Annotated in this window: 20 protein-coding genes; 4 read left to right on the forward strand and 16 right to left on the reverse strand. The window is 55.3% G+C overall.

Translation table 11 applies throughout. The features are described from left to right. Positions 1 to 884, forward strand: an 884-nt coding sequence (locus AABZ39_05395; protein ID MEK6794188.1) for a LacI family DNA-binding transcriptional regulator, incomplete at its 5' end; no start/stop codon positions are given. A gap of 46 nt (positions 885 to 930) precedes the next feature. Here AABZ39_05395 and AABZ39_05400 read toward each other — a convergent pair. Next, positions 931 to 1,254 carry an STAS domain-containing protein gene (locus AABZ39_05400; protein MEK6794189.1) on the reverse strand — a complete coding sequence of 108 codons (324 nt, stop codon included), beginning with the start codon at positions 1,252 to 1,254 and terminating at the stop codon, positions 931 to 933. 186 nt (positions 1,255 to 1,440) lie between these two features. On the opposite strand from AABZ39_05400, the gene AABZ39_05405 reads away from it, so the two are divergent. Then, positions 1,441 to 1,755, forward strand: coding sequence for a PilZ domain-containing protein (locus AABZ39_05405; protein ID MEK6794190.1), 315 nt, complete (start codon positions 1,441 to 1,443; stop codon positions 1,753 to 1,755). Here the strand turns inward: AABZ39_05405 and AABZ39_05410 are convergent. Further along, on the reverse strand, positions 1,752 to 2,393 hold the full coding sequence (locus tag AABZ39_05410) for a ribonuclease HII (protein MEK6794191.1): 642 nt from the start codon (positions 2,391 to 2,393) through the stop codon (positions 1,752 to 1,754). The two genes, AABZ39_05405 and AABZ39_05410, sit on opposite strands and share 4 nt — an antisense overlap. A 144-nt stretch (positions 2,394 to 2,537) precedes the next feature. Between AABZ39_05410 and AABZ39_05415 the strand changes: the two genes are divergently transcribed. Further along, a complete protein-coding gene (locus AABZ39_05415; GenBank protein MEK6794192.1) occupies positions 2,538 to 3,824 on the forward strand; it encodes a hypothetical protein in 1,287 nt (428 codons plus the stop codon). 11 nt (positions 3,825 to 3,835) lie between these two features. Here AABZ39_05415 and folK read toward each other — a convergent pair whose 3' ends face one another. Together folK and AABZ39_05425 are read right to left on the reverse strand one after the other, a co-directional pair. Further along, positions 3,836 to 4,285 (reverse strand): 2-amino-4-hydroxy-6-hydroxymethyldihydropteridine diphosphokinase, encoded by a 450-nt coding sequence (gene folK / locus AABZ39_05420; GenBank protein ID MEK6794193.1) that lies wholly within the window; start codon positions 4,283 to 4,285, stop codon positions 3,836 to 3,838. Positions 4,286 to 4,305: 20 nt separating this feature from the next. Further along, the gene (locus tag AABZ39_05425) at positions 4,306 to 5,436 is read right to left on the reverse strand and encodes a SpoIID/LytB domain-containing protein (protein ID MEK6794194.1); all 1,131 of its coding nucleotides are present in this window, start codon (positions 5,434 to 5,436) and stop codon (positions 4,306 to 4,308) included. A gap of 137 nt (positions 5,437 to 5,573) precedes the next feature. On the opposite strand from AABZ39_05425, the gene AABZ39_05430 reads away from it, so the two are divergent. Next, a complete protein-coding gene (locus tag AABZ39_05430) occupies positions 5,574 to 6,833 on the forward strand; it encodes an acetylxylan esterase (GenBank protein MEK6794195.1) in 1,260 nt (419 codons plus the stop codon). 33 nt (positions 6,834 to 6,866) lie between these two features. Here AABZ39_05430 and AABZ39_05435 read toward each other — a convergent pair whose 3' ends face one another. The 12 genes from AABZ39_05435 to AABZ39_05490 all read right to left on the reverse strand — a co-directional run. Then, positions 6,867 to 7,808 (reverse strand): DUF6786 family protein, encoded by a 942-nt coding sequence (locus AABZ39_05435; GenBank protein ID MEK6794196.1) that lies wholly within the window; start codon positions 7,806 to 7,808, stop codon positions 6,867 to 6,869. Positions 7,809 to 7,886: 78 nt separating this feature from the next. Further along, the gene (locus tag AABZ39_05440; protein ID MEK6794197.1) at positions 7,887 to 8,879 is read right to left on the reverse strand and encodes a zinc-binding dehydrogenase; all 993 of its coding nucleotides are present in this window, start codon (positions 8,877 to 8,879) and stop codon (positions 7,887 to 7,889) included. 155 nt (positions 8,880 to 9,034) lie between these two features. Next, positions 9,035 to 10,060: a zinc-binding dehydrogenase gene (locus AABZ39_05445; protein MEK6794198.1), complete on the reverse strand. Its 1,026-nt coding sequence runs from the start codon at positions 10,058 to 10,060 to the stop codon at positions 9,035 to 9,037. A 49-nt stretch (positions 10,061 to 10,109) separates the two neighbouring features. Continuing rightward, positions 10,110 to 11,012, reverse strand: a complete 903-nt coding sequence (locus AABZ39_05450) for an AraC family transcriptional regulator (GenBank protein ID MEK6794199.1) — start codon at positions 11,010 to 11,012, stop codon at positions 10,110 to 10,112. Positions 11,013 to 11,022: 10 nt separating this feature from the next. Continuing rightward, positions 11,023 to 11,934, reverse strand: coding sequence for a CehA/McbA family metallohydrolase (locus AABZ39_05455; GenBank protein MEK6794200.1), 912 nt, complete (start codon positions 11,932 to 11,934; stop codon positions 11,023 to 11,025). Between the two features lie 295 nt (positions 11,935 to 12,229). Beyond that, positions 12,230 to 13,525: a metallophosphoesterase gene (locus AABZ39_05460; protein MEK6794201.1), complete on the reverse strand. Its 1,296-nt coding sequence runs from the start codon at positions 13,523 to 13,525 to the stop codon at positions 12,230 to 12,232. Next, positions 13,522 to 16,464 carry a DUF6259 domain-containing protein gene (locus tag AABZ39_05465; GenBank protein ID MEK6794202.1) on the reverse strand — a complete coding sequence of 981 codons (2,943 nt, stop codon included), beginning with the start codon at positions 16,462 to 16,464 and terminating at the stop codon, positions 13,522 to 13,524. The genes AABZ39_05460 and AABZ39_05465 overlap by 4 nt, the downstream gene beginning before the upstream one ends. Beyond that, entirely contained in the window at positions 16,445 to 17,599 is a 1,155-nt protein-coding gene (locus tag AABZ39_05470; protein ID MEK6794203.1) for a substrate-binding domain-containing protein, read from the reverse strand. The genes AABZ39_05465 and AABZ39_05470 overlap by 20 nt, the downstream gene beginning before the upstream one ends. A gap of 39 nt (positions 17,600 to 17,638) precedes the next feature. Next, complete coding sequence (locus AABZ39_05475) at positions 17,639 to 17,878, reverse strand: DUF3820 family protein (protein ID MEK6794204.1); 240 nt, start codon at positions 17,876 to 17,878, stop codon at positions 17,639 to 17,641. Positions 17,879 to 17,896: 18 nt separating this feature from the next. Then, positions 17,897 to 20,596, reverse strand: a complete 2,700-nt coding sequence (locus AABZ39_05480) for a hypothetical protein (protein ID MEK6794205.1) — start codon at positions 20,594 to 20,596, stop codon at positions 17,897 to 17,899. Between the two features lie 45 nt (positions 20,597 to 20,641). Then, positions 20,642 to 22,621, reverse strand: a complete 1,980-nt coding sequence (locus AABZ39_05485; GenBank protein ID MEK6794206.1) for an alpha-amylase family protein — start codon at positions 22,619 to 22,621, stop codon at positions 20,642 to 20,644. Between the two features lie 169 nt (positions 22,622 to 22,790). Next, the coding region (locus AABZ39_05490) for a DUF5110 domain-containing protein (protein ID MEK6794207.1) at positions 22,791 to 23,758 on the reverse strand (968 nt) is incomplete at its 5' end.

Genomic DNA, 23,758 nt, shown 5'->3' on the forward strand with positions numbered 1-23,758 from the left:
GCATCGCCAAACGGTTCGGCTATGTACCGTCGGACCTTGCCCGGAGCTTTTATCAGAAGAAAAGTTTCCGCTTAGGGCTCGTCATCCCGTTCTCGATGAGCGAGGGACGCGTTCGCGCCGTGCCGTCGGAGTATTTTTCCAAGGTGCTCTACGGTGCTGTCGGCGCGGCGAAGGCGGCACGCTATTCGGTGACGGTCATTACCGATGACGGCCTTTCCGCACGCGACCTTGAGCGCGAGGTGCTCTCGCATGCGGTCGACGGGTTCATCTTCCTCGGCGGACGTATCGGCGATACACGGTATGACGAGCTCCATTCGCGCACGGTGCCGTTCGTGCTCGTGCATCATTACGTCCCCGGAAAACCGTTCATATCCGTCGATACGGATTCAGAATCCGGGATGCGTGAACTGTTCGCCTATTTCCGCGAAAAAAGCGTACGTGTGCTCGGCTTTCTCAACGGCGGGGAAAGCTTCGTCAATGCCGTCGACCGGACGCGGCTTTTCTCATCGCTCGCAGAGGAATTCGGATTTACCGTCATGCGCTCCGTTGACGGCGACTTCTCACGAACGAGCGGCCGCAATGCCGCTTCCCATTTTCTCGGTGCACCGTTCCCGGATGCGATCGTCTGCGCCAATGACCGCATGGCATTCGGGCTCATCGAAGCGTTCAAGCGGGAGAACGTCGCGATACCTGCGGATGTACGGGTGACCGGGTTCGATAATCAGGATGTCTCTACGCTCCTGACACCGGCGCTCACCACCATCGACAACCCCCTCTATGACATCGGCGCGCTTGCGGCAAAGAAGCTCATACACCGCATACGCGGCGAAGAAGTTGCGAGCGAACAGCTGCCGTCGCGGCTTATCGTAAGGGAGTCCGCGTAGACACGGACATCCATTGGCAGGCGCGGTCACGCCCCCCGCTCCTCTATCAACGCACCGTGACCTTCTCATCCATGGGCAGGACGGCGTCCAGGCGAATATCCTGAAAAAGTTTCCGCACCGGCGGAGCGACATTGCAGATAGCAAGTTCTTTTTTCTGTTCCCGGAGACGCCTCAGCCCGAAAAGCAGGACGCCGAGCCCGCTTGAGCCGATAAAACGTACATTGCTCATATCGAAGTAAAGACGCCGGCACGAGGGCGAACGCATGGCGTCGAGAATGACATCGCGCATATGCATGCCGTCATCGGCGGTGAGATCGCCTTCCAGCACCGCGATACGGACGGACCCGCCGTCCTTTTCAATGATCTCCATGGTGGAAAATGCTCCTTGTACGCGCCCGTGCAGCACAAGTGCGCTTTGTGGACAAGGCCTTCTCTTAGAGCGCTTAGTATACGAATTTTTATGAACGATGTCAATAAGTCGCGTGCATCAGCATGTGTGCATCAGCATCTTTACAGAATCGCCGCACTCGGATATAGTAACAGTACGGTGGTGCCCATGCTCAGGGACGTTCGCATCTATTTTTCCGGCGGCGAGACAGCGCTGATAAAGAAGGTTACCGGCGAGGAATACCGCGAAGCGCTCGTCGATCTTTCGCCCAATGGGATCGCCGTCACATGCTCGACCACCTACGCAAAGAACGAGATCGTCAAGATAGAACTGGATATTTTCGGCGAGCACCTTGCGTTCAAGGGCGCCGTTAAGCGCTGGCAGGACGAGAAAAAATACGTCGAGTTCGTTTATGTGAACGACGAGAACCGCGCCGTCATCGACGATCTTCTCAATCGCTTCGGGGCGCAGCCGAAGGGTTAGAAGAGCGTATTCGTCTCCAGTATCCCGGAGACCGGGGCGAATGTCCGGCGATGATGCTCAGTGACGCCCTTCGTATGTATCGCCTCGATATGGTCCTTCGCACCGTAGCCCTTGTTCTTCTCCCAGCCGTAGCCGGGAAAACCTTTTGAGAGCTCCTCCATATGCCTGTCGCGCGCGACTTTCGCGAGAATGCTTGCCGCCGCTATTGATACTGACTTCGCATCCCCTTTGATGATGGATGTCTGCGGCGTGGATACCGCCGGCAGATGCACCGCATCGATGAGAAGATGGTCTGGCGGAGGGTCCATCTCCCGGACTATGGCCTGCATGGTCATTATCGTCGCATTGAGGATGTTCACATCGTCTATCGTCTCTATCGGAGTGAACACTATCTTGTACGCGCGCGCCGAGGCGATGATGGCATCGTAAAGCGTTTCGCGTTTCCTGGCGGAAAGCTTCTTTGAATCGTTTATCCCCAGCGGGACGTTGTCGAGATCGAGTATCACGCCCGCTGCAACGAGCGGCCCCGCAAGCGCACCGCGCCCCACTTCATCGATGCCGGCGATACGCCCTCGGCCATCGGCCGTTAATGCACGCTCGTAGGCAAAAAGATCGACATCCTCATGCGGCTTCTTCATGCATGCATTGTACGGCGCATGCGGGGGGAATTCAAGCAGGAACTCTGCGGCGCACCTCGAACGTATCCGGTGCCGGTATCGTGCGAATTGACCGGAAAGCCCTGTCGCAGTATACTTTCCCGCATCGCATGATCGAGGTGGCGTATGCCCGAAGCGAACCATTCGAACTTCACGCGGGATATCATCGCTCCCCTTGCCGCTTGTATCACCTACGCCGTCGCGGCAGCCGTACTGTTCAGGGCCGTTCCGGGAATGTCGGGCGATATGTTCTGGCCGATATCGCTGGTGCTCATCACGTTCGTGTTTTTCGCCGTCATCTTCGCGTTCCGTTCCACGTCATTCGGTTTTGAGACCGGCACCGTCCTTCTTACCTGGCTCGTGCTCAAGGACCATACATCACATGCAGCACTGCTTCATCTCCCGCTTATCGCTGCGCTTGCCATCGCGGCGGGGTATCGCATCGCCCCGCGTGCTTCATCGCTCCTTGCTCCGATCATTTCCGCAGCATGGCTCCTCGCTTCGTCCGAGGACCTTCTCATGTTCTCAGCCGCGGACAATATCCTCATTGCTGCCATGGCCGCGATGCACATCATTCCCATTTTTTCTGCGATGCGCATGCCGCGCAACGCGGTCACCCATATCGATGTCATCATGAGCTCATATTCCTCGAACACGGCGCATCTGGCGGCATCGTTCATACGCGGTGCAGCCGCTGCCGGCGCGCAAGTATCCTTGCACCGTCATCATCACTACCGCTCGTTCAGCGCAAACCTTACGGGTGATGCCCTCGCGATAGCCTTCCCGGTCATCGGATGGAAACCGCCCTGGCCGCTCTTCTATTGGCTCATCACAGCGCTCCCCCGCGGGAAGGGAAAGTCCGCGTTCATTCTCTACTCGGCCGGCGGCGGTCCGGAAAACGCCGGCTTTGTCGTCTGGCTTATCCTGACGCTTAAGGGATATCGCGTTGCCGGACGCAACTGGGGTGTATACCCGTTGAACGTGACCACGGTACGGCTCGGGCCGAAGCGCCTCTGGAACTTCATCGATACGCTCCTCCCGCGGCGATACGATATCGATGCTGTTCGACGCGACGGCGAGGACTTCGTGCACGGCAGAATAACAGGATATCCTGTCATTCTGTGGCCGTTCGTTCTCTTCATCGCTGGTATCGTCATCGATAATCCCGTCATTGATCGGATCTATCGGAACCATGTTTTCAGAAAACGATGCAATGGCTGCGGCATCTGTGTGCGCAATTGTCCGACCGAACGTCTATCCATGGCGAACGGTTATCCGAAGCCCAAAGGCACCTGCGCGATATGCTTCGGCTGCGTGAACGTCTGCCCCACGAACGCCATGCAGATGTGGCTTTTCACCGAGTACGGCAATCCCTACCCGCCGAAATGGCGCGAACACAGCATAAAAAAATAGCTTTCTTCATCTCAAAAAAGCGGGGGCGATGTTCCCTCAAGGCGTTCACAGCGCCCGACGGCATGCTGAAGAAGCTCGGTGAACGGAGTCCCATCGATATCATGGAACGTCGGATCGATCTCTATCGACGGCAGCAGTACGAACGGCCGCGTGCGGAAACCAGGATGCGGTATCGTCAGCCGCGGCGTATCCATCCGTATATCACCGAAGAGGATGATGTCTATATCGATGGTCCTGTCGCCCCAGCGCACCGTACGCACCCTTCCGAGTTCATGTTCAATAGCATTAAGCGCGGTAAGCAATGCATCGGGGGAAATTTCCGTCAAGATCGTCATTGCTGCGTTATGGAAATCCGTGGTCGCGGCATCCCCGAGCCTCTCGCTTCGATAGAGCGACGACACACGCAGAGGAGTGACGTCCGCAAGCGTACCAATGCGCCGTACGGCTTCTCGAATGTTCACGCGGGGATCGATATTCGACCCTAGCGAGAGAAGAACGCGTTGAGATAGCTTTCCTTGAGATTCCATATATCGGGGGATATGTCCTTGACGCTGCGCACGTCGCGTATCTCTATGAGCTTATAATAATTCTCAAGAATGGTCCGATACGTAAAGCCATGCTGCGCCATGCCGTAGGCGCCAACCTGGCACATGCCGACACCATGCCCATTGCCTACGCCCTTCAGATGCGCTGTCCCATTGCTCACGGCAAGCGTGAAATTCAGCGACGGCAGTTTTTTCGGACCGACGGTCTTTCGTATGAGCGGCGCGGGGACGATGAACGAGCCGCCGTCGGACACGAGCGTAAGCGAAACCGCACGCCCTGACGCATCGGTCTCGGTGATGAATACGCTCTTCACCGTATGCGTCCCGGTGGTGATGAGCTTTGAGAACGATGCGAGGGGGATATCGAGCGTCCATCGCTTTGCGTTCGTCGTACAGTAATAGCACGGACCGCCGCGCAGATACGGTATATCGATCTTGAAAATTCGGTACATGCCCTCGGTGTAGCCGCCGCACGAAGCGTGAAAATACGCAGGAACGACTTTGTTGCGGAAGAGCATAACCTCGCCCGCGGTGGCGCTCACGGCCGCACGTACCGCCGCAGTTACCGCGCGTGTGCCGCGATACACCTGATGCCGCGTGGTGTTCTCAACATCATAATTCCCTTTTCCCGCACAGGCAAGAAGATAGTGCAGGGAATATGACCGCGCCGCTACCGCCTGTGCCTTAAGGGCCTCAAGCGGCCATGACGGTCCCATTTCGTACGGGAGCACGCCCGCGATATAATCTTCCATCGGTACGACATTGATGATGGCGAGTTTATCGGCATCACGGCAGAGCACGAACGTTCCGTTGAACGGCTGACCGTTCACCGAAGCATTCGATGCCGTTACGACTACACGCGTGAATACGCCTTTATCTACCACCGTTACACCCTTGGCATTCGGCGAGAATGTCACCGATGGTGCATCGGCTATCACGTTCGAATATGCCGCGTTGAGGACCGTGACGTGCGCACCGGTGATCGTGTACGGCGGCGGCATGTCGGCGATGAGCACGCGGATGTCTATCGGAAAAAGGACCGCAACGGTGAATATAGAGATGAACACGGGGCGCATATCCCGTATTGTATTATCATACCGCTTTCTGTCAATGCATATCATGCACTTGTCTTGAAATACCTGCCGATACGTTTGACAGGTGTCATCATCTTTACTATACTGAAGGCCACATTTATGGAGGCATCATGAGATCATCCGTGCATATACTCTCGTTCGCCGCTTTCATGACATTTGCCGGAGCGCTCGCAGCCGGAACATATACGTTCATGGCCTCAACCGATAAGGACCCGCTCACCTATGCCTCCGGAGAGAACATGGTGTTCACCGTGCAGCTCCTTGAGGACGGCAAGCCCGTGGCGGGAAAGAACCTTTTGTGGCTGCGCCGCGGCGATGACGGAAGAACGAATGGCGGAAAAGCCGTTTCTTCGGCCGATGAACCGCTCACCATTACCACCTCGATAGAGCAGCCGGGCTTCGTGCACATCAACGTCGTCGCGAGCGATGAGAACGGCAAGACGCTCATGAACAATGGGAAGAACATGCCTTCGTTCGACGGCGGTGCCGGGATAGCGCTTGACGGCATCGAAGGGTGGCCGGAACCTGACGACTTCGATGCGTTCTGGAAGAAGCAGAAGGTACGACTTGCCGCAGTACCGCTCAAGGCCGAGATGGTGCCGGTCGACTCCGGTAACGCCGATGTGCTTTGTTTCGATGTGAAGGTAGACTGCGCAGGGACTATGCCGGTGTCCGGTTATTACTGCAGGCCGAAGAATGCGGCGGCGAAGTCGATTCCTGCGCGTGTGAGCTTTCACGGCTACGGTGTCCGCAGCTCGAATAAGCCCACCGGATCGGCTTTGAACTCGCTTGCCATGGATGTCAACGCGCACGGCATATCCAACGGCATGCCGGCGGAGTATTATCAAAAACTTTCAGATACAACGCTCAAAGGATATGCGTGGAAGGATGATGAGAACAAGGACCCGGAAACGGCATATTTCAACGGTATGTTCATGCGCGTCATGCGCTCGCTCGAGTTCATCAAATCACAGCCCGAATGGGACGGCAAAACGCTCATCGTTACCGGCGGCAGTCAGGGCGGCCTGCAATGCCTTGCCGCCGCCGGGCTCGATCCCGATGTGTCCTACTGCGATGCGGGCATTCCCTGGTGCTGCGACCTCGGGGGGCGTAATCGCAACAGGCTCTCGGGCTGGTTCATGAAATGGTTCGATGCGCTCGGCTACTACGATGCTGCCAATCACGCCAAACGCATCAAATGCAAAACGCATATATTTGCGGGACTCGGTGATTACACCTGCCCGCCGTCGACGATAGCGGTGCTGTACAATAATCTCAGCGTACCGAAACAGCTTGAATTCCAGCAGGGCCGCACGCACGGATATACGATGCCCAACGGAGCGAAGTATTCCATCAGCAAGGACTGGTGAACGTATCGCGGCAATAGCCGGTATTTCCGATCATCACATATCGCCTGTCGAAAAAGCCGTCGATACCCGCAGCCGCAGCGTATCGCCATTCTTCAGCTCATCGATGCATCCGCCCGCCGCTTCTATCTCCATAAATCCGCTCTTGTCGCTGTACACGCTGAAACGCACTCCGATATCCGACGGTATCGTATCCGGCGGCGCATCGGCAATGTCTATATATCTCCCTGAGCGTATCTTCTCCGCAGTACGACGGACGGTAAGCTTTTTTTCTGGGTTGTGATATTCGATATGATCTACCGCCGCACTTATAGCTATCTGATACCGCTGTGATGTATCGGTCTTTGTGTGACAGAGCCCGTCGCGGACCGAACGCTGGCTGTCGCTTGCATCGTAGAGGTCGCGCACGCTTCCGGCAGCATGCGGAAATACGACCTCGGCACCCGGCCCGCTGTCGAACTGCGACAATGACCACGGCGCGATGAGGAATTCACCGCGCTGTAATGTCCGCGTACCGAGATAGGTTATCGATTCTTTAACATGCATGACCCGTGCGTTGCCGCCCGCATCGAGATGTATATCCCTCGTGAACAGACACGGGATGCCGATGCCTTTGTTATTGACAAGATCTATCTCAGCCTCGATGACAGCGGAGGACTGAGCGCTTTGAACAACGACATATCGTGCGCCGGTTATCTCCGGGGGAACACGCCAGGTGCCGGCGGTATACTCATAACCGAACATTGTCCCTTCCGGTGCCGGCCAGAGCACATCCCCGCCCGGGTTCTGATATTTGTGCCGCGTAGAGACCGCCATTATCGCTTCGGCATTCACGCGGCTTACCACCTCGCCGTCAAGGACGGTGAAGAGTCGCCCTTCAAGATCGAGCCCGGCGACGACGCCGAATCGCTCATCGCCGATGACATGATGCCTGCGATATGCTCTATCTAACAGTGCGGTGAACTCAGCGATCTTCATGCGATGTCTCCCCGAGGGTGCACGCCCCTCGCGGTAGGATACATCGAGAGCGTAGAAACGCAACGCATGTCATCTCGATCAGTTGTTCCAGTTGAACACCATGCCCAGATTGAACGGCTTGCCGGACGAGAGGAGCTCATAGCCCGTGAGTATGTCTTCCGTGCCGAAGCGCTGCGTGATGAGCGGCGTGACCGGGAGATAGCCGTCCCGAATGTAGGTCGTCGTATCATGCCAGTCCTCGTCGCGCGTGCCGCAGGTGGTCTTTATCGTCAGCTCCTTCAGCTTTATCTGATCGATATCGATGGCGCACTTTTCCTTGTCGAAATACTGCGCCTGGAGGAGCACCGTGCCCTGGCTTCGCATGAGCTTCACGAGCCTGTCGGTGGTCGGCGCATGACCGACACTGTCGTAGAGATGATCGAATCCGTTCGGCGCTATCGCTTTGAGCTTTTCCTCGAGCGAGGTGTCAGCGGGATCGAGCACGAGGGGCAGCAGTTTTTGTATGAACGCGCGCCGCTCCGTGTCAGGTTCGAGCACGGCGACCGCGCAGCCGCGCTTTTGCGCGAGCATCGCAGCGCATACGCCGATGATGCCCCCGCCGATGATCACCATGGACTGACGGAATTTCGGATCGAGGAAGCGAATACCGCGCACCGCCACGCCGATGACAACGGAGAATGAAAGCGATTCAAGCTCAGCGGGCGACAGCATGCTGTGAGAGAGGAGATTATACCCCGCCGGAGCGCTCACCGACATGCCGACATGCGCGCCCCACATCGAGTTGATCGTCTTTTCTTTCCATCGATTCCCGCAGCCGTACACGACATCGCCCGTCTTGAACGCGCTGACATCTTTTCCAGCGCTTTCAACGACACCGATGCGGTGATAGCCGGGGATGAGCGGGAACTGCGTGCCCATATGACGCCCGCGGAGTATCCATCGTTCTGTCCCCGGTGATATCGAGGAGACGAGCGTTCTGACGACGATATCGTTCACTCCCGGTTCATCGAGCGTTATGTCGGTCATTTCGAACGAATCTGTCTTCGGGAAAAGTACGGCTTGTGTTTTCATGAGATGCTCCTTGTTTCACACTCACCCCCTCCCCGGTCCTCCCCCTCTCTCACGGGGATGTGAGAGAGGGGGAGGGTGCCGAGCGTACCCCGAGCCGCCGCCCCGAGCTTGTCGAGGTGGGAGTCGAGGGGCGCGCGGCGGGTGGAGGTGAGTGTTTATATTGTAAAGACTATTTTCGTAGCCTTTTTCTCCTTTAACATGGCAAACCCTTCGGCGATATCGGCAAGCGGCATGGTGTGTGAATAGAATTTCTTGAGCGGAACCGCGTTCAAGCGAATGAGATCGATGAGATACTGATGCGCCTTGTTCTCGCTCGGGCCGACGACGGCCATGCTTTTACCGATGGCATGGTCCCAGGGAATGGTGATGTCGTTCTTTTCCGGGAGCGCGTACATGACGACGCGTCCGTTCGGTGCGCAAATATCGAGCGCCTTCGATGCGAGCTCCACATTGCCCGTCGTGTCGACGACGAGGTTCACGCCGGGAAGAATTTTGCGTACCGCGGCGATCATGTCTTCCCTTGCAATATTAATAGTATGATCAGCGCCGACTTCCTTCATGTGTGCGAGCGCCTCATCTCGTCTTCCGACAGCTATGACAGGATGAACACCCAGAAGTTTGGCGAAATACACGGCCGCCATGGCTACCGCCCCTGTGCCGAGTACTACGATCGATGAATACGGCGCAACGCCGCAGTTGACGAGAAAGCTCGACAATTCCTTGAGCGTGATGAGCATGGTCATCTCTTCATCGGACCGCACGGCATCGCTCGGTATTTTCTGCTGATAGGTGGTGTATCCACTGAGCGCGCCCTCGGCTTTGTCCTCGCGAAAGGCATCGATATCGGTGACAATGCCGTATTCGGCGAAACAGCCCCAGAGCGATCCGTAGCTGCCGAGCCGTCCGCCGGGGTATACACTTGACGGACGAAGGAATACATCGCCTTCCTTTATGTGCCGAACCTTCGCTCCGGTGGAGACCACACGGCCGACACTTTCATGGCCGAGCACGCCGGGGAAATTGTCCTTGCCGCCGAAATGACCGGCAACTATTTTCTGATCGGTACCCGTACATGATGCGCAGGCGTTTATTTTGCAGAGGCATTGATACGGACCGACGGCGGGTTCAGGCACGGATACGACGTGTATCGTTCCATCGCCATTTGCAACGGCAGCTTTCATCGCAGACTCCTTCGTTATCGTTACGGCACTATGATACGAAGGATAGGCGCTACCTTCTTCCGGTTTTTTTACCTTTCGTTCCCGGTTTTTTACCGGCGGCATTCGCATGCTCGCGCACCTGCGCCGGCGATACACCGGTGGCCCGCTTGAAGGCATCGTAGAACGCCGAGAGGCTTTTATACCCGGTCTCCTCGGCGATATCGATGACCGGCATGCGTGTCGTGCGGAGGAGCTCGGTGGCTTTCTGTGTACGAACATCGTTGATGTATTCGGTGATACGGAACCCCGTTCTCGCATGGAAGTGGCGTGAGAGATACGAACTATTAAGACCGGCAGCATCGGCGATGGCGGTAAGCGTTACATCGCCGCGGTAATGTGTGCGGATATATTCCATCGCGCGCTCGGCATGCGTGTCCATAGGCGCGGGAGTATCATCGGAGCGGGAAAGCATGATGAGGAGCTTCGTCATATCGCAGCGTATGACGCGCTGATAATGCTCTCGCCGCGCGGCATGTTCGGAGGCAATCGATTCAATGAGCGGATGCACGGCGGCGAATGCCGCGAGCGTGAGTGAGAGGGCATGGAATCCGCCGCGGCGGCCCTCGGCGAACGCTTTGAGCGGGAATATGGAAAGATCATCGGCGATGTCCGAAATATAGGGATCGCGTATGAACGCCGGTGAAAAAACGAACGTTATGTTCTCGAGCATGCCCTTCGTTTCATAGGAATGAGCCTCGCCGCGATTGAGGAAGTATACGCTCCCGCGTTTCAGCGGCGTCTTACGAGACAGCGTCTTATGCACGCCGGAACCGTTGACGATGAACACCATCTCGAAGAAATCGTGATCATGCCAGAGCGGCGAGACATTATCGGTGCGTACGCGTATGACGCCGAAGGGAAAGCCGTCGCTGAAGAAATCGTTCGCGCGGAGGTGGAGTATGGTATCCTTCATAGCAAAAAGATCATTCCGACAGCCAGAACGGGTTCGTCCACGCCATGCGTCCCTTATCATCCATGCACTCGATGCGCATGATCCGCATAGTGTGCGCAATGGCATGCGATACCGCGGTCATGAGCGATCCGTCGGTGTTCTCATAGCGTACGCTGTTCCAATGCGGCGTGCGGAACGACACCGACTTAACCGGCGATGTTTCTATGGAAACGGTGCTGCCGGATATCGTGACGTTCTTTATCTCAGGGCCGTTCGATGCGTAGAAATATCCTGCGCGTATCGCTTCCATAACGGCTTCGGGAGTGCGTTCTTTAGCCCTCACCATGGTGAATCCGCCGAGCGCATCGTCCGGGCGCGTCGATGTACTGCTGTATGCATGCGCATCGTCGGATGCAAAGCCGTTCACGCGCATGCCGATGCGGAGCATATCGTCCCAGTGCACCATCGAGTGGCCGCTGCCGTGCCATACATGGCAATCGTGATTGTACACTTCCACGCCGAGAACGCCCGCGCACAGTTTTGTCTGTTCTATCGTTTCATTCGACCAGTAGGGGTGTGCGAGTATCGCCTCGCCCCCGGCGGCTCGTATACGCGCGATGACATCGGCGGGCGTGATCGTCTTTTTTTCATCCGGAGATAATCCTATCGCACGCTGTGTGTTCACCGCGACGATATGATAGCATCCGTTGTGATTAAAATCGATCTCTTCACCGGGGATGAGGAGCATGCCGTTCGTGCGCACATCGGGCATGGTCCGTTTGTTGTGATCGGTTATCGCTATGAAACCGTATCCCGCGTCCTCGTACCGCTTTACCGCATCGTGTGGCGAGAGTTTGCCGTCGGACTCCGTCGTGTGCATATGAAGATTCCCTTTCAGCCATACACCCGTTTGCTGGAAAGGGTTCTTGAAATCAATGGTCATATCGTCTCCGGAACCTGTCATCGCCGATTGTGCGGTGGGTATGCCGCGAGTATACCATGGAGCGGAGTGCTGTCAAATGACGACATTGCCGATCACTTTTGCGCTGCCGATGCCTGTCCCTTCTGTTGCATCGAAACCGTTCTCAAAATTCACCTGAAACAACGGGGTATTTCATTCGTAAAAATGAGCGCAGGCAGGCATACCATGAATGGTACTATGGCGATCCCTGCTTTGCCGATCGAAGTTTTCATGCTTCTCCCCTTTGATGCTATTATCGTGGCCCCACCGCCCTTATTCATTCTGATCTGCTGATGAATATTTCGTCGAACCATACCCTGTCAGTGGATCCAACATTGTAGAGATTAAGCCTTACATCCGTTACGGAATTTTCATCACCTGTTTCGAAAGTGCTGTTGATGACGGACCATTCATTGTTCGCGACCCCTCCTGCCCAGGTGCCGATGGCTTGTTTTTGTGAACGGCTGTAGACTATCACCGAGGGGTGTCGGTTCGTGCTTCCGAAGCCTTTTTTTACCGCTGCAGATATGCGGTATTTCGTTCTTGGCGCAAGGGATATGGGGATCGATTTGTATGTATAGCTGCCGTCACCGGCAAGCTCAAGGCATCCGCCTTTATATGCGTTCATCGTCACAATGCTTTCGCCTTTGGCGGACACGAAACCCTCCTCGCTGTCGAACGTGAGCATGAACGTATTCATCGGTGTTGACGGACCAGTCATTACGGGTACTGCGGCGGGGGAAATCGTCGCTTCATACGACGGCTGTTTTCCTGCGCCGGAAAGCGAAATGCTTCCATTGGTAATGCTGAGAACGACTTTCGCATACGATACTGCAGGATAGGCCTCCTCGACCATGCCGAAGATGGTGAAGTAGGGGATGTCATTGATGACCGTGCGTGTTCCTGTGCGGTGATCATGGCCTTGGAATACTGCCAGCACTTTACCGGAATTCTCGAGAGTGCGCCGCACCTCGGCGGCATTCATGAGCGCATGCGGGTTCATTGCGTTTTCCTCGTCTATACGCTGATGGATGAGAACGATGGCCTTGCCGGCTGCGCGCGTAAGCTCCAGAGTAAGCCATTCAAGCTGCGGACGTACAAGATAGACCTTGTTCCAGTGTGAGCCCATTTCCAATTTACTGCCGTCGGCATTCCAATTTCCGTCGAGAATGATAAAGGTAAGGCCTTTGACAATGAACGAATAATAGCTGTTGAACTGACGGGACAGCATGTTCGTGAATTCCCTTCGAGGGACATCGTGATTGCCGAGGACGAAGTGGCACGGCATGGTCAAGCGTGCAACTTCAGTGCTTATCTCCCTGGTATATACAGGCGACCACGTGTCGATGAGATCGCCGAGATGAACGACGATGTCCGGCTTCCATTCATTCATGACGGCGACAAAGTCCTTCACTTTTGCAATTGAATCGCGGTAATGGCGCGTACTCACGGTATCTTTATCACTGCCCTGCGCATCGGCAAAAAAGCCGATCGTGATGGCTTTGTCATCAGCACAGAGGAGCGTGGCGGCGAGGACAACAGCGGAAGTGATCACCCCGAACTGATGCATCATTTAGGATCCTTTCCCGACTCTACGACTTCTTCGTTCTTCTGCGCCGCATCACTGATCAGTATCGGCGTCGTCCACCATTGCTGGTCGGAGTTGCTGTCCCCTTTCCCGTCGGAGAGCAGCGTGATCCATACCGTTCTTCCGATATACGTGCCGAGCGGTACCGTCCACTTGCGTATCTTGGTATCCAAAGTGAAACGCGGCTTTGCCCCCGGTACAGGTTCATTCCTCACTTGGCAATCGAATTCCCGCATCAGTTTTCCGTTAATGAATAATCGCACGATCGTCCCGTTGCCGTATGTTGCTGACTTGTTTTGAACATAGGTAACGATCGATGTGTCTGCTGTCGGGACCACAACAAGGAAATCCGTCTGGGCATTATTATACATCATGGCCTTGCGCGAGACCCCCTCGGCGACGATGATACCGGTCCCCGGAGGTGCATTCGCTTCCACGATGCCGCTTGCGCTGATCGACCGGGACATCATCGCCCCGGAGAACTGCTCGTTCATTGTTCGCTTTTTACCTGCATGCACCGCCTGCATTCGCAATGGAAATTCGCCTTTCAGCGTCAATGACCTTGAGAACGGAAGCTCCTCATCATTCACATAGAGATGCTTATAATCATGGTTGAATGCGATGGCAACGTCTGCTGTTCCGGTTCTGTTCACGTTCGATCGCAGCTCAAGGAATACGCCCTCCGGGGTCTCATAATACTTCCCCAGTGAGATGCCGTCGGGCAGCGCACTGATGCGTATTGCCGTTGATACGGAGCTTGATCTCGGGAATAGCGCGTAATTCTGATTCGGGTCCAGACCGAATATCAACCCGTCGGCGTACAGGGGCCAGTTCGGCAGGGCAAGCTCGGTCGCGATCCGGTCGAGACCGTCTATCCTGCCGTAAAGCGATTTTCCGTCAGGCCCGAGCAGTTGCTGTAATTTCCCGTCATCATAATAGCTGTACAGCTTGCCGTTCTTATCCTTGTACATGCTCCTGATATGCTTCGCGAAGCGCCCATCCGGGAAATACGGCTTCAGTCCAAGCTCCGCAAAGAGGCGCGAACGGTACACCATGTGCCCCATGAAGCCCATACTGTCCTGCATTGCCGCACTTGAGGCCATCATTCCCATGCCGTTCAGTGCATCTGAGCATCCCGTTGCAAGATGACGCATGAAGTCATTCCCGGAACGAATGTACGGTATCCACTGACGATTGCCGAAAAGGAAGGCCCCGACCGGATGCTGACGATGCAGGCGGTATTGCCTGAACTCCTGATTACCCCACATCTGCACATAGTTCAAAGCCCATGTCACCGCGAACGCGATCGCGGATGGACCGTATTCCGATGCCATGGGTACCGATGGATTTATTTCCTGCAGCTTCCGCATCTGCGCAACGGCTCCTTGTCCTGCCATCAGGCCATCGAGCGTGCCGTTGCCGAAATCTCCCGTTGTCCCTGCAGTATCTTCGTAGTTCGCATCGCATCCGGTGGTCGTATTCCACCATTTCATCATGTTCGCATGGTACTCACGCCAGCGTTTCGAGAGCGGATCGCCGTACACGATCTGGCCGTCTTTCATTCCCTTGAACTGATCTTCGCCCTGTGCGTAGTTGATGGTGCCTATCGCAAGATCGCTTACATCGCCGGTGCTCGCAGAGCCCTTGTATTTATACGGTGAACTTTTCCGCGTTAAAAAGAATTCAGATATGCCGTCTTTTTTCCAAACAGCCGAATTATAATTCACACAGTAGGTATTAACATACGCCATTGTCCGGAAGCCGAACGACCGTATCCTCTGCACCTGTTCGATAAAATCGTTCCGCGGCGTCCAGTCAGGGAGTTCGGTATCGAATTTCGGCTTGCGCGCATTCCAGTCGTGGAACATCACCGCTTCTTTCGGGAATAATGCAGCCACTGCCGACAGGGCATTTGCATCGAACGGGCTCGCGTCCACGATGACATTGATATCCCGCGCCCATGTGATGGAATCGCGGACGCGCAGCTCTCCTTTGAAAAGATCCCGGTACCAGTCGCGATAGGGCGTCATCGCCGATCTCCAATCGCCGTTGGCAAAGCAGTCCAGCTTGACCGCTTTATTTTCGATATTTTTGTACGGCTCGAACGGCATCAGATTCAACTGCTCAAATGAAAAACCGAAACTGTCCCCCGAAAAATTAAAAAAAGCGGCAAATGTCCTGAATGTATCATCTTCTATCCACATGCCCACAGAGGAATTCGCGACTTCGAACGCCATCACCGGCACCTCGTAAAAGGGCGAACCGAGGAACGGCATAAGTGCCGGCCCCTGCGTTGTGCGATCGAATTCCATGCCGCCGAATTGCGCAAGGATGAACGTGGCATTCGGATCGATATTGATAAGCGGTGTGGTCGCGCCGAAAACCCCGGCATCAGCCGATGCGCCGCTCGTTTGGACGGTCAATGCTCCCCGGGCGTCAATGCCGACCACGATCGTCAATGCATCGTTAGGATAGAAGTCCTTGCCGTTCGACAATCCCGTCCATGCGACGCGAGCCCTGTTCTCTTTCATTTCAAGTCTGTATACGGACCGTGAATTCGGGCGACGATAATTCGGCATTCCCATGCCAATGGGTAATTGCTGTTTCAAAGCAGTCGAGCCCCACGGCACATGCAGCTTGCTCATGGAAGGGATATCGTTATTCAAACAGCCCATGCCCGCCGGCACTGCGTTGTCTGCACGGGCCTTGTCCGCGATAATCTCGCCGGTCCTGCGATCCACGAGATGAACGATCATGCCGTCCGCGAACGTCGCTTCAAGCCGTTCGGTAACGGCAGTGAACGAACGGTCATGTTCGATGATCCTTAAATTCGCACCGGACAATGCGCTGCCCCCGAGCATGCAGAGCGCTGCAATGCACGGCCCGATCACCCGCAGTGCGTATTCAATAGGATAGTTTTTCATTGTGCACCTCATGTGGAGTAGATATCCCCTTCAATGAACCGCATGATGATCGTACGACAAGGCGCGGCGGCACCATGATGCGCTCCTTCGTAAAATCGCCTTTGATGATCCGCTCAGCGATCATTGTGCCTATGCGCTTCTCATCGATGGAAATGCTCGTGAGAGGAACGTCAAGGATGCTGCACCACGGCGTGTCAAAAAAGCCGACGAGCGCAAGGTCGCGCGGAACGCTGAGCTTAAGCGATCGTATGACCGGCATTGCCCTGACGATGCGGTGATCGGCGAATACGACAAGAGCGGTCGGTCTGTCCTTTATGGTGAGAAGCCCGCGCCATTGGGAGGCAATATGCTCCGGCGAAACGAGCGATTCAAGCAGTATGTGTTGTTCCGACAGATCATGCTCCCGCAATGCCTGTTTGAATCCGCGCAAAGCATGATATTGGCTGGTCAGGCGATACTGCGCCGGGGTGAATCTCGTTTCACTTCCGACGAATGCAATGCGCGAGTGCCCGAGCTCGATAAGATGCTTCGCTGCACAATATCCGCCGGCTTGATAGTCCGCAAGAATATACGTCGCATCAAAATCGTAGCCGTGCTCGCAGATATGTCCGAATATGAGATTCTGCAGTTTGTGGCGCATGTTCTTCAGATGGGTAAAGTTAATGTTCCCTCCCACACCCTCGATGACGAATGCATAGGGATCGTGCTCGACAAGCCGGCTGATATAGCTCAAAAAATTGATGCGAAATCCATCCGGGGTTATCTCATTGACCACCGGGAGGAACCCTGCCTCCTGTACCTTCCCGATTAGCGCGCTTGCCATGTCGAGATACAGGTGCCCGCTCACGCGCATGAACATGCCGATGATGCCCCCGGCGCCGCGCGGCGGGCGCCGTATGAACGCCCCTTTACCGCGTACGTGATAGAGCGTGCCGTCGGCGACGAGACGTGATATCGCCTTGTTTATGGTCTTGAAATTCGCCCGATACTTTCCGGCAAGCATGCGTGAGCCGGGTATCGATTCGCCGTATACGCCGCTCGCTATGTCGGTCTTCAGCTGCGCCGCAATACGGCCCGACTTGACCGTCGTCAGCAGCGACGGCCCTTTTTCTGTGCTTGCTTTTTTATGGTACATGGTATGGTACACATAGTATCAGCAATTATCGGGGGTTTGTCAAGTGTGCGAACCGCTGTCATTCGGCCGTGCCTTGCATGCGGCGATCGCCATGTCTTCCAGTCCATTGAGCTTCACCTCATAGATAAGCGCAAGCTGCTGTCCGATCTTGCTTTTAGGGAAACCCTTGCCGTTCATCCAGACAAGATACTCCTCGGGGATATCGATGAGCTTTCGGCCTTTATATTTGCCGAACGGCATTTCCTGCTCTACAGCGTCGATGAGGTCCTTTCCCTGCATGAAGATCAACTCCCGGTATTATCGAAATATCACCCAGCCGAGATCCTTCGGACTGTCATCGCCGAAGAACAATCGCCCCGGCAACGGATGTTTTTCCAGCCACGCATGTGCAGCGCCGGCGGAATAGACATTGCACCGCAGCGGCCGAGTGATATACTTTTCACGGAACACGGCGAACGGAATCGTGAACTGCGCGACCATCCGTCCATCCACGCACTCCACTGACACCGACCATCGCGTATCCTCGATGGGCAATTTGTTGTGATGCTTTTTCGTACCGTCCGGCCGCGCTTCGAATTTCATCACCGGCCACAGCCGCCGCGGTTCTATCTCGACGAACACATTCCCGGCCGCGATGTTCGTTTCCACGGATATGGTGAGCGTTTCGTTATCATGATGCGCTTTCCAGCGGCCATTGCCGACGGCAAACGGTTCCCACGCGGATCCGCCGATGCCGGAGGAGTATACCTTCCCAAGTGGATTTTTGCCAGTATATTCCGGGAAGAGATCCGTTCCGTTCGTGATAATCTTTTCAACTTGAGGAAAATCGTTTTGCAGCAGTGTACGCAGACGCTCTATTCTCCACGTAAGCTTCGCCGGGAAGTACTTGTACCCCTCAGCTTCAGAATGAAAACCGAGCCGTGAATCCGCCCGGCAGAGCGCGATCATCGTTCCCGCATTGGCGATCTCTTCTTCAACGATGGCGCGCATATCATAGAGCGTCTTCAGCTGTCCGTCCTTCGCCATGAGCGGCAGCCGTTCGCGCATATCATAGAATCGGTAGACATTGTGTGCGCTCCGGATCTGAAGGCCTATCGCCTCTGCGAGCCCGATATCGAGGAGTCGTGCAGCTTCATCGGCATAGTCCGCTCTGAGACTTCTCAGTATCGCCAAGCCCTTCTGCCAATTCTCATCCATTCTGCCGAGGAGCACGAGCACTTCATCGAGCGTATGCCCGAACGAAATGCATTCGCCGATGCGGTCGCCGCTGTCGTCCGGATACGTGAATTTCCAGCTCGGTGCTATCGGCTCATCGACGGGGATGAGATGGAGCGGCCACACAATGCTGTTATGTACGGGTCCGTACCATGTGAAGGGAAGATTGACCGGAAAATTAGAATAGCCTTCCTGAAAATATTTCCATGCTTTGACCACGTCGTCCGCATGCCCCGGCCAATCCGCGGACGCCAGACTTCGCAGAAAATCATCCTCGCTGCCGTAGAACGGCGCGAATGAAAGTTCCCCGGCGGCCTTGTTCATGAGTCCGGGATAATTGCCGAAATACCAGCACTGCATGACCGTGCTCACGCCGAGCTCGTGCATCGCTTTGTATTTCTTGTACAGATTGCCCGGCACCGGGATGAACGGTATCGTCGCGACTTCATGCGAACAGCCCACCTGTATCTTCGCGGACATCCGTGCACCGGCTGCGACAGCGTTCTTCGCAGAGTCTGTGAATATATCGCTCGGCCCCGGCCAGGCGAGCCAATAATCAAGAGCGATGCGCTCTTTCCCGAGCTGCTCCACCGCACCTGCTGATTCGAAATTATACTGAAGCGTTACGTTCTTCGGTACATGCGCCGCAATGTCGCGTATGAATGCTTTCGTCTCCGCCATGTTCTCCATATACGGCACATAGAGCCACGATATCATTTCCGTGTTCGGCTCCGCTCGCTGCATGCCGCGCGCAAGGGCGGATGTTGTGTCAGCAAATACTTCCCACGGCTTACGCTTTGAGCACACCGGGCAATTATTATGCGTGAAATTATCGGTCGCAGAATAGCAATGCGTCGGCCGCTCGCCGAGATTGATATCGATGAGCCCGCCGAGCCCGGGCACCTGCGAGAACAGGTAGAACGTTGACTCTTCAAGGAAAGCCTGCCCGTCCTTCGTTGATGTGCAGAAGTAGGTGAAGTATTTCGTATGGCCTTTCAGCCAGTCATTCCCCTCAACATACGACAATGGATGATTGTACTCAGGTGCGGGGCCGAATCCCTGCGGCTCAATACAGAACGGATATATCTTTATCCCGTATCGTGCACATTGCGCCACGGTGCGCCGAAGCTTTTCCAGACGGCGTTCCCTGCCGATACCGAATTCCGGGAAGAACCGCGACGGACAGAGTTCCTTGAACTTTATCGTGAGCCAAAGCGCATTGATGCCTTCATGCGAGAGGCGGTTGAGATATTCATCGGGATAATAATCGACATCATCTGCAAGCTCATCGCGGTTCATCGGCGGGCGTTTTATCGGACCGAAAAAGCAGCGCGATATGCGTGTACGGATGACAGGCGTTCGTTCCCGTCTGCCGAGAGCCAGGAACGGCCCCCCGGTGCGCATGATCTCATCCTCGAGGAACACGAGCGCACGGCGTATGCCTTCGGTATCATTCACGCTGATGCGGCATGAATCCATACTCGCGTCGAGAGTGTATGCTTCGAGGCATGCGGTAGGCGCTTTTTCAACGTTGATGCGGTATCGGCCGTTCGTATCGATATTCCCCGCCTTCAGGAACGATCGAAAGTCGTCGTACGCCGTTCGTAATGAATCGGAATGATCGGGGAACTCGAACGAAAGCGTAACGCCGCCGGAGAGATCTGCTTCGCCGGATGCGGGCTTATTCCTTTTCCAATTGATGCGGGAGTGGAGCGGTGTTTTCAGGTCGTCGATGAATTCCCATTCGGACATCGGCGGCTGGGGTACGGTTTCATTCGGCACATTCATTCTCCTTTGATGCACGCTTGATTCACGCTGCTCTGTTCATTACTCCTCGAACACCACCACCGCCCAGCCCTTGACGATCGGCACAGTCACCAGAGCATATCCGTCTTTCACCGTCAAATCAAGCTTCTCCCCCGAGGGAGCAAGATACGCTTTCTTCACCGTTCTCCCATCGTTGCGTATCGACAGCTTCACATCGCGCGATTCTATCGCTTCTTCTATCATATCCACCGATGCCCCCCTGCGTTCCGGCACATAGTTCATCATATACACCATGCGCCTGCCCTTCTGTTCTGTCACCGTCACACGCGCGAACGACGGCAGATTTTCCGTGCGGATGAGCGGCGTCGGATGAAGCATCGCCATGATGTTTGCAACGAGCTGCTTCAGCGGCACCGGCGCAGACTGATGATACGCGGTGAATATCGGATGCGTGATGTGCACGATATTCCCTTTCCGCGTTATGAACGCGCGGTCGATATCGTTTTCCGGCGGTATGTACAGGTGATGATGCTCGCCGTCCCAATGGCGCGGGAAATAGGACGACATGCAATGCGCGAGGATTTCTGTCCCTTTCCCGGGCGTTACCTGAATGCCGCGAACATAGCAATTGAGCGGCATATCGGGAAGCCCCGCCGCAAGCGTTTTTCCTGCACGGAAATATGCGGGGTATGGTAACGCGTAATTGCTCGTCGTCGTCGATTCGAACCGTATATCCGGTGCTGCATCTTCGCCGGTATACGTGATGCCCCACTCATCGAAGAATTCCTTCTTCTGCGCATCCATCCCCGAAGTTCCGCTTGCAATGACGGCACCGCCTTTGGCGATATGTGCACGTACCTTCTTCGCAAGATCATCATCGAGCGTGATGCTGTCGGGAATGACAAGGAGGCGATAATCCTTCCACTGCGATGCCGATGTCACCACATCGAACTGCACTTTCAGTTCCGCGAGCATGCGTACCGCGCCGAGGACATTATCGCCGAAGTCGCGGTTCACGACAACGGCGGTGTCCGTCAACGCCTGCGCATCGTCGATGTAGGGCTCGAGTTTCTGCAGCCGCCCGTAAATGCGCTTGATGAGATCGAACACTTCATTGTTCATGTCGCCGCGGGGATGCCAATGATCGCCTATCGTCGTGCGCATGCCGTTGGCAATGCCTGCCATGCAGTCGTACTCAAGGCTCGGTTCCGTGCGTATGCCGCCGAAATCGCCCCACGAGCGATGGAAACGTCCGGTCATGTTGAGCACGGGCTTACCGAGCGTCCGCATGTAACGTGCGTACACGGGGAGCTGTTCATATCCCCAGCCGCCGGTCGGCAGACATTCATACTCAAGATAGGTGCCGATGTCCTTCTGATCCTCAAAATTCACGCCGTTGAAATAGAGGAGGAGATCGGGCCGTGCCGCAAGCGCGGTGTCACGTATCTTCTTCGCGAGCCGTATCTGCGACATATGCGCGAACTCGTAACGCGCGTTCTTATCGCTCCAATCGATGCCTTTCGCCTTCATCTCGCGTATGCATTCGACACCGATGCACTCATGCACGCTGAAACAGTCGAGAAAAAAACCTGCGACGGGATAATTCGATGCGACCTCGCGTATCATCGCAAGGAGATGTTCCGTATAACCGGTGTTGTAGCACATATGCCGCGTCCAGTGGCCCATGAACGGCGGAACGTACGTATATCCCTCCGGCGTGAGCGCGCACCAGTCGCGATGCAGTAAACCCTCCTCGTGGCTGAGCCCTGCGTTCAGGTAAGCCGTAAGCGCGATATTTTTCTTCCTGCATGCCTCGGCGAGTTTGCCGAAAAGATCGTACTTCAATGACGGATGATGTATCCCGACTTTGGTGTCATAGTACGCCATGCCGAGATTGCAGCGCGCGTGAAAGACCACGTAGTCCACGCCGCATTCCTTCCATTTGTCGGTGGCCGCTTCAACGTCGAAGCGCTCTCCCACGTCCGGCTGATCCGGCTGTGTGTGGAAGTCGTAGAATATCGCCCATTTTGGTTTATGCATGTGTTCGCTCCTATTCATTCATTTCGATCCGCTATCGTGCGGCAGATATAATGTAACTGACGATATGCATTTTTTATGATACAAAACGGTAAAAGTATTACACTTTTCTCATGGGCACGTTCACGGAGGATCGATACGGGTCATTTATTTCCCCGCCCCTGCCATTTTTTCATGCAAATAGTTCAACCGTACTCGGCATCTTCTGCTCCGCAATTCCCGAAACGATGACGATCTTCTTTTCCTCGTCATATTTCCATGTTCCGCCGCTTACCCGCGAAGGGGCTCTATCGCGATGAACGAGCAGTTCATGCACTCTTTCCTTCGGCATGCCGTCGTACGATCCTTTTCTCGGCGATATCGTTATCTTCGTTTCCCCGGAATTTTCCTCGCAGAGAATATGCGTCTCGGCAACATCGCCGTCACGGTACTTAAGCGTAACACCGTCATCTTCCCGAAGGACGAATGACGATGCCCCCTGGGGGAAGATCTCCCAGATGAGCTTTTCCGGTGTCCCCGATATAAAATCGCATACTTCCTGTTGCGGTATGATGGCCCCCGTCCTTATGAAAAGACAGCCGCCGCGATCAGCGGGAACATCCGCCTGTATCTCCGCCGGACCTTGTATCGTTCGTCCTGTCCAATAGTCTATCCAGCTGCCCTCCGGCAGATATACCTTTTCATCGAAAACCGAAACCAGGAGAAAGTCGCCCAGCATGTATTGATGCAGGCATGCATCCGCCCGCACATCATTCTGCCACATGAGCGACATCGCCCGCATCATCGGCGTACCGGTACGTGACGCCTCGTGCGCCATGGAATATATGTATGGGAGCAGCCGGTAGCGAAGCCGAACATAGAAACGATAGAGATCGAGCATCTCCTTGCCCTTGAACCACGGCTGATTGTACATATGCCACGAAAATCCGGTGGTGAGCGGCTGAAGACAACCGTAATGTATCTCCTCTTTTGTGCTTCCGCTCATGTCGGTGCATACGTTCGAGTGGCCGGACAGTCCGAGATTTAGGAGACATGCAACCGTTTTCTCGCCGCCGCCGGTGTCACCCGCCCAGCTCGCTGCATATTTTTGTGTCCCCGCCCAGCCTGTCGCCGTGTAGATCATCGCCCGTTTTCCCTTCG

This window comes from Spirochaetota bacterium, from assembly GCA_038043445.1.
Taxonomy (GTDB): domain Bacteria; phylum Spirochaetota; class Brachyspiria; order Brachyspirales; family JACRPF01; genus JBBTBY01.

Coding starts and splice junctions, on each gene's coding strand:
- AABZ39_05400 (MEK6794189.1), bottom strand. CDS start 1,254: ATGGAGATCATTGAAAAGGACGGCGGGTCCGTCCGTATCGCGGTGCTG.
- AABZ39_05405 (MEK6794190.1), top strand. CDS start 1,441: ATGCTCAGGGACGTTCGCATCTATTTTTCCGGCGGCGAGACAGCGCTG.
- AABZ39_05410 (MEK6794191.1), bottom strand. CDS start 2,393: ATGAAGAAGCCGCATGAGGATGTCGATCTTTTTGCCTACGAGCGTGCA.
- AABZ39_05415 (MEK6794192.1), top strand. CDS start 2,538: ATGCCCGAAGCGAACCATTCGAACTTCACGCGGGATATCATCGCTCCC.
- AABZ39_05430 (MEK6794195.1), top strand. CDS start 5,574: ATGAGATCATCCGTGCATATACTCTCGTTCGCCGCTTTCATGACATTT.
- AABZ39_05435 (MEK6794196.1), bottom strand. CDS start 7,808: ATGAAGATCGCTGAGTTCACCGCACTGTTAGATAGAGCATATCGCAGG.
- AABZ39_05440 (MEK6794197.1), bottom strand. CDS start 8,879: ATGAAAACACAAGCCGTACTTTTCCCGAAGACAGATTCGTTCGAAATG.
- AABZ39_05445 (MEK6794198.1), bottom strand. CDS start 10,060: ATGAAAGCTGCCGTTGCAAATGGCGATGGAACGATACACGTCGTATCC.
- AABZ39_05450 (MEK6794199.1), bottom strand. CDS start 11,012: ATGAAGGATACCATACTCCACCTCCGCGCGAACGATTTCTTCAGCGAC.
- AABZ39_05455 (MEK6794200.1), bottom strand. CDS start 11,934: ATGACCATTGATTTCAAGAACCCTTTCCAGCAAACGGGTGTATGGCTG.
- AABZ39_05460 (MEK6794201.1), bottom strand. CDS start 13,525: ATGATGCATCAGTTCGGGGTGATCACTTCCGCTGTTGTCCTCGCCGCC.
- AABZ39_05465 (MEK6794202.1), bottom strand. CDS start 16,464: ATGAAAAACTATCCTATTGAATACGCACTGCGGGTGATCGGGCCGTGC.
- AABZ39_05470 (MEK6794203.1), bottom strand. CDS start 17,599: ATGTACCATAAAAAAGCAAGCACAGAAAAAGGGCCGTCGCTGCTGACG.
- AABZ39_05475 (MEK6794204.1), bottom strand. CDS start 17,878: ATGCAGGGAAAGGACCTCATCGACGCTGTAGAGCAGGAAATGCCGTTC.
- AABZ39_05485 (MEK6794206.1), bottom strand. CDS start 22,621: ATGCATAAACCAAAATGGGCGATATTCTACGACTTCCACACACAGCCG.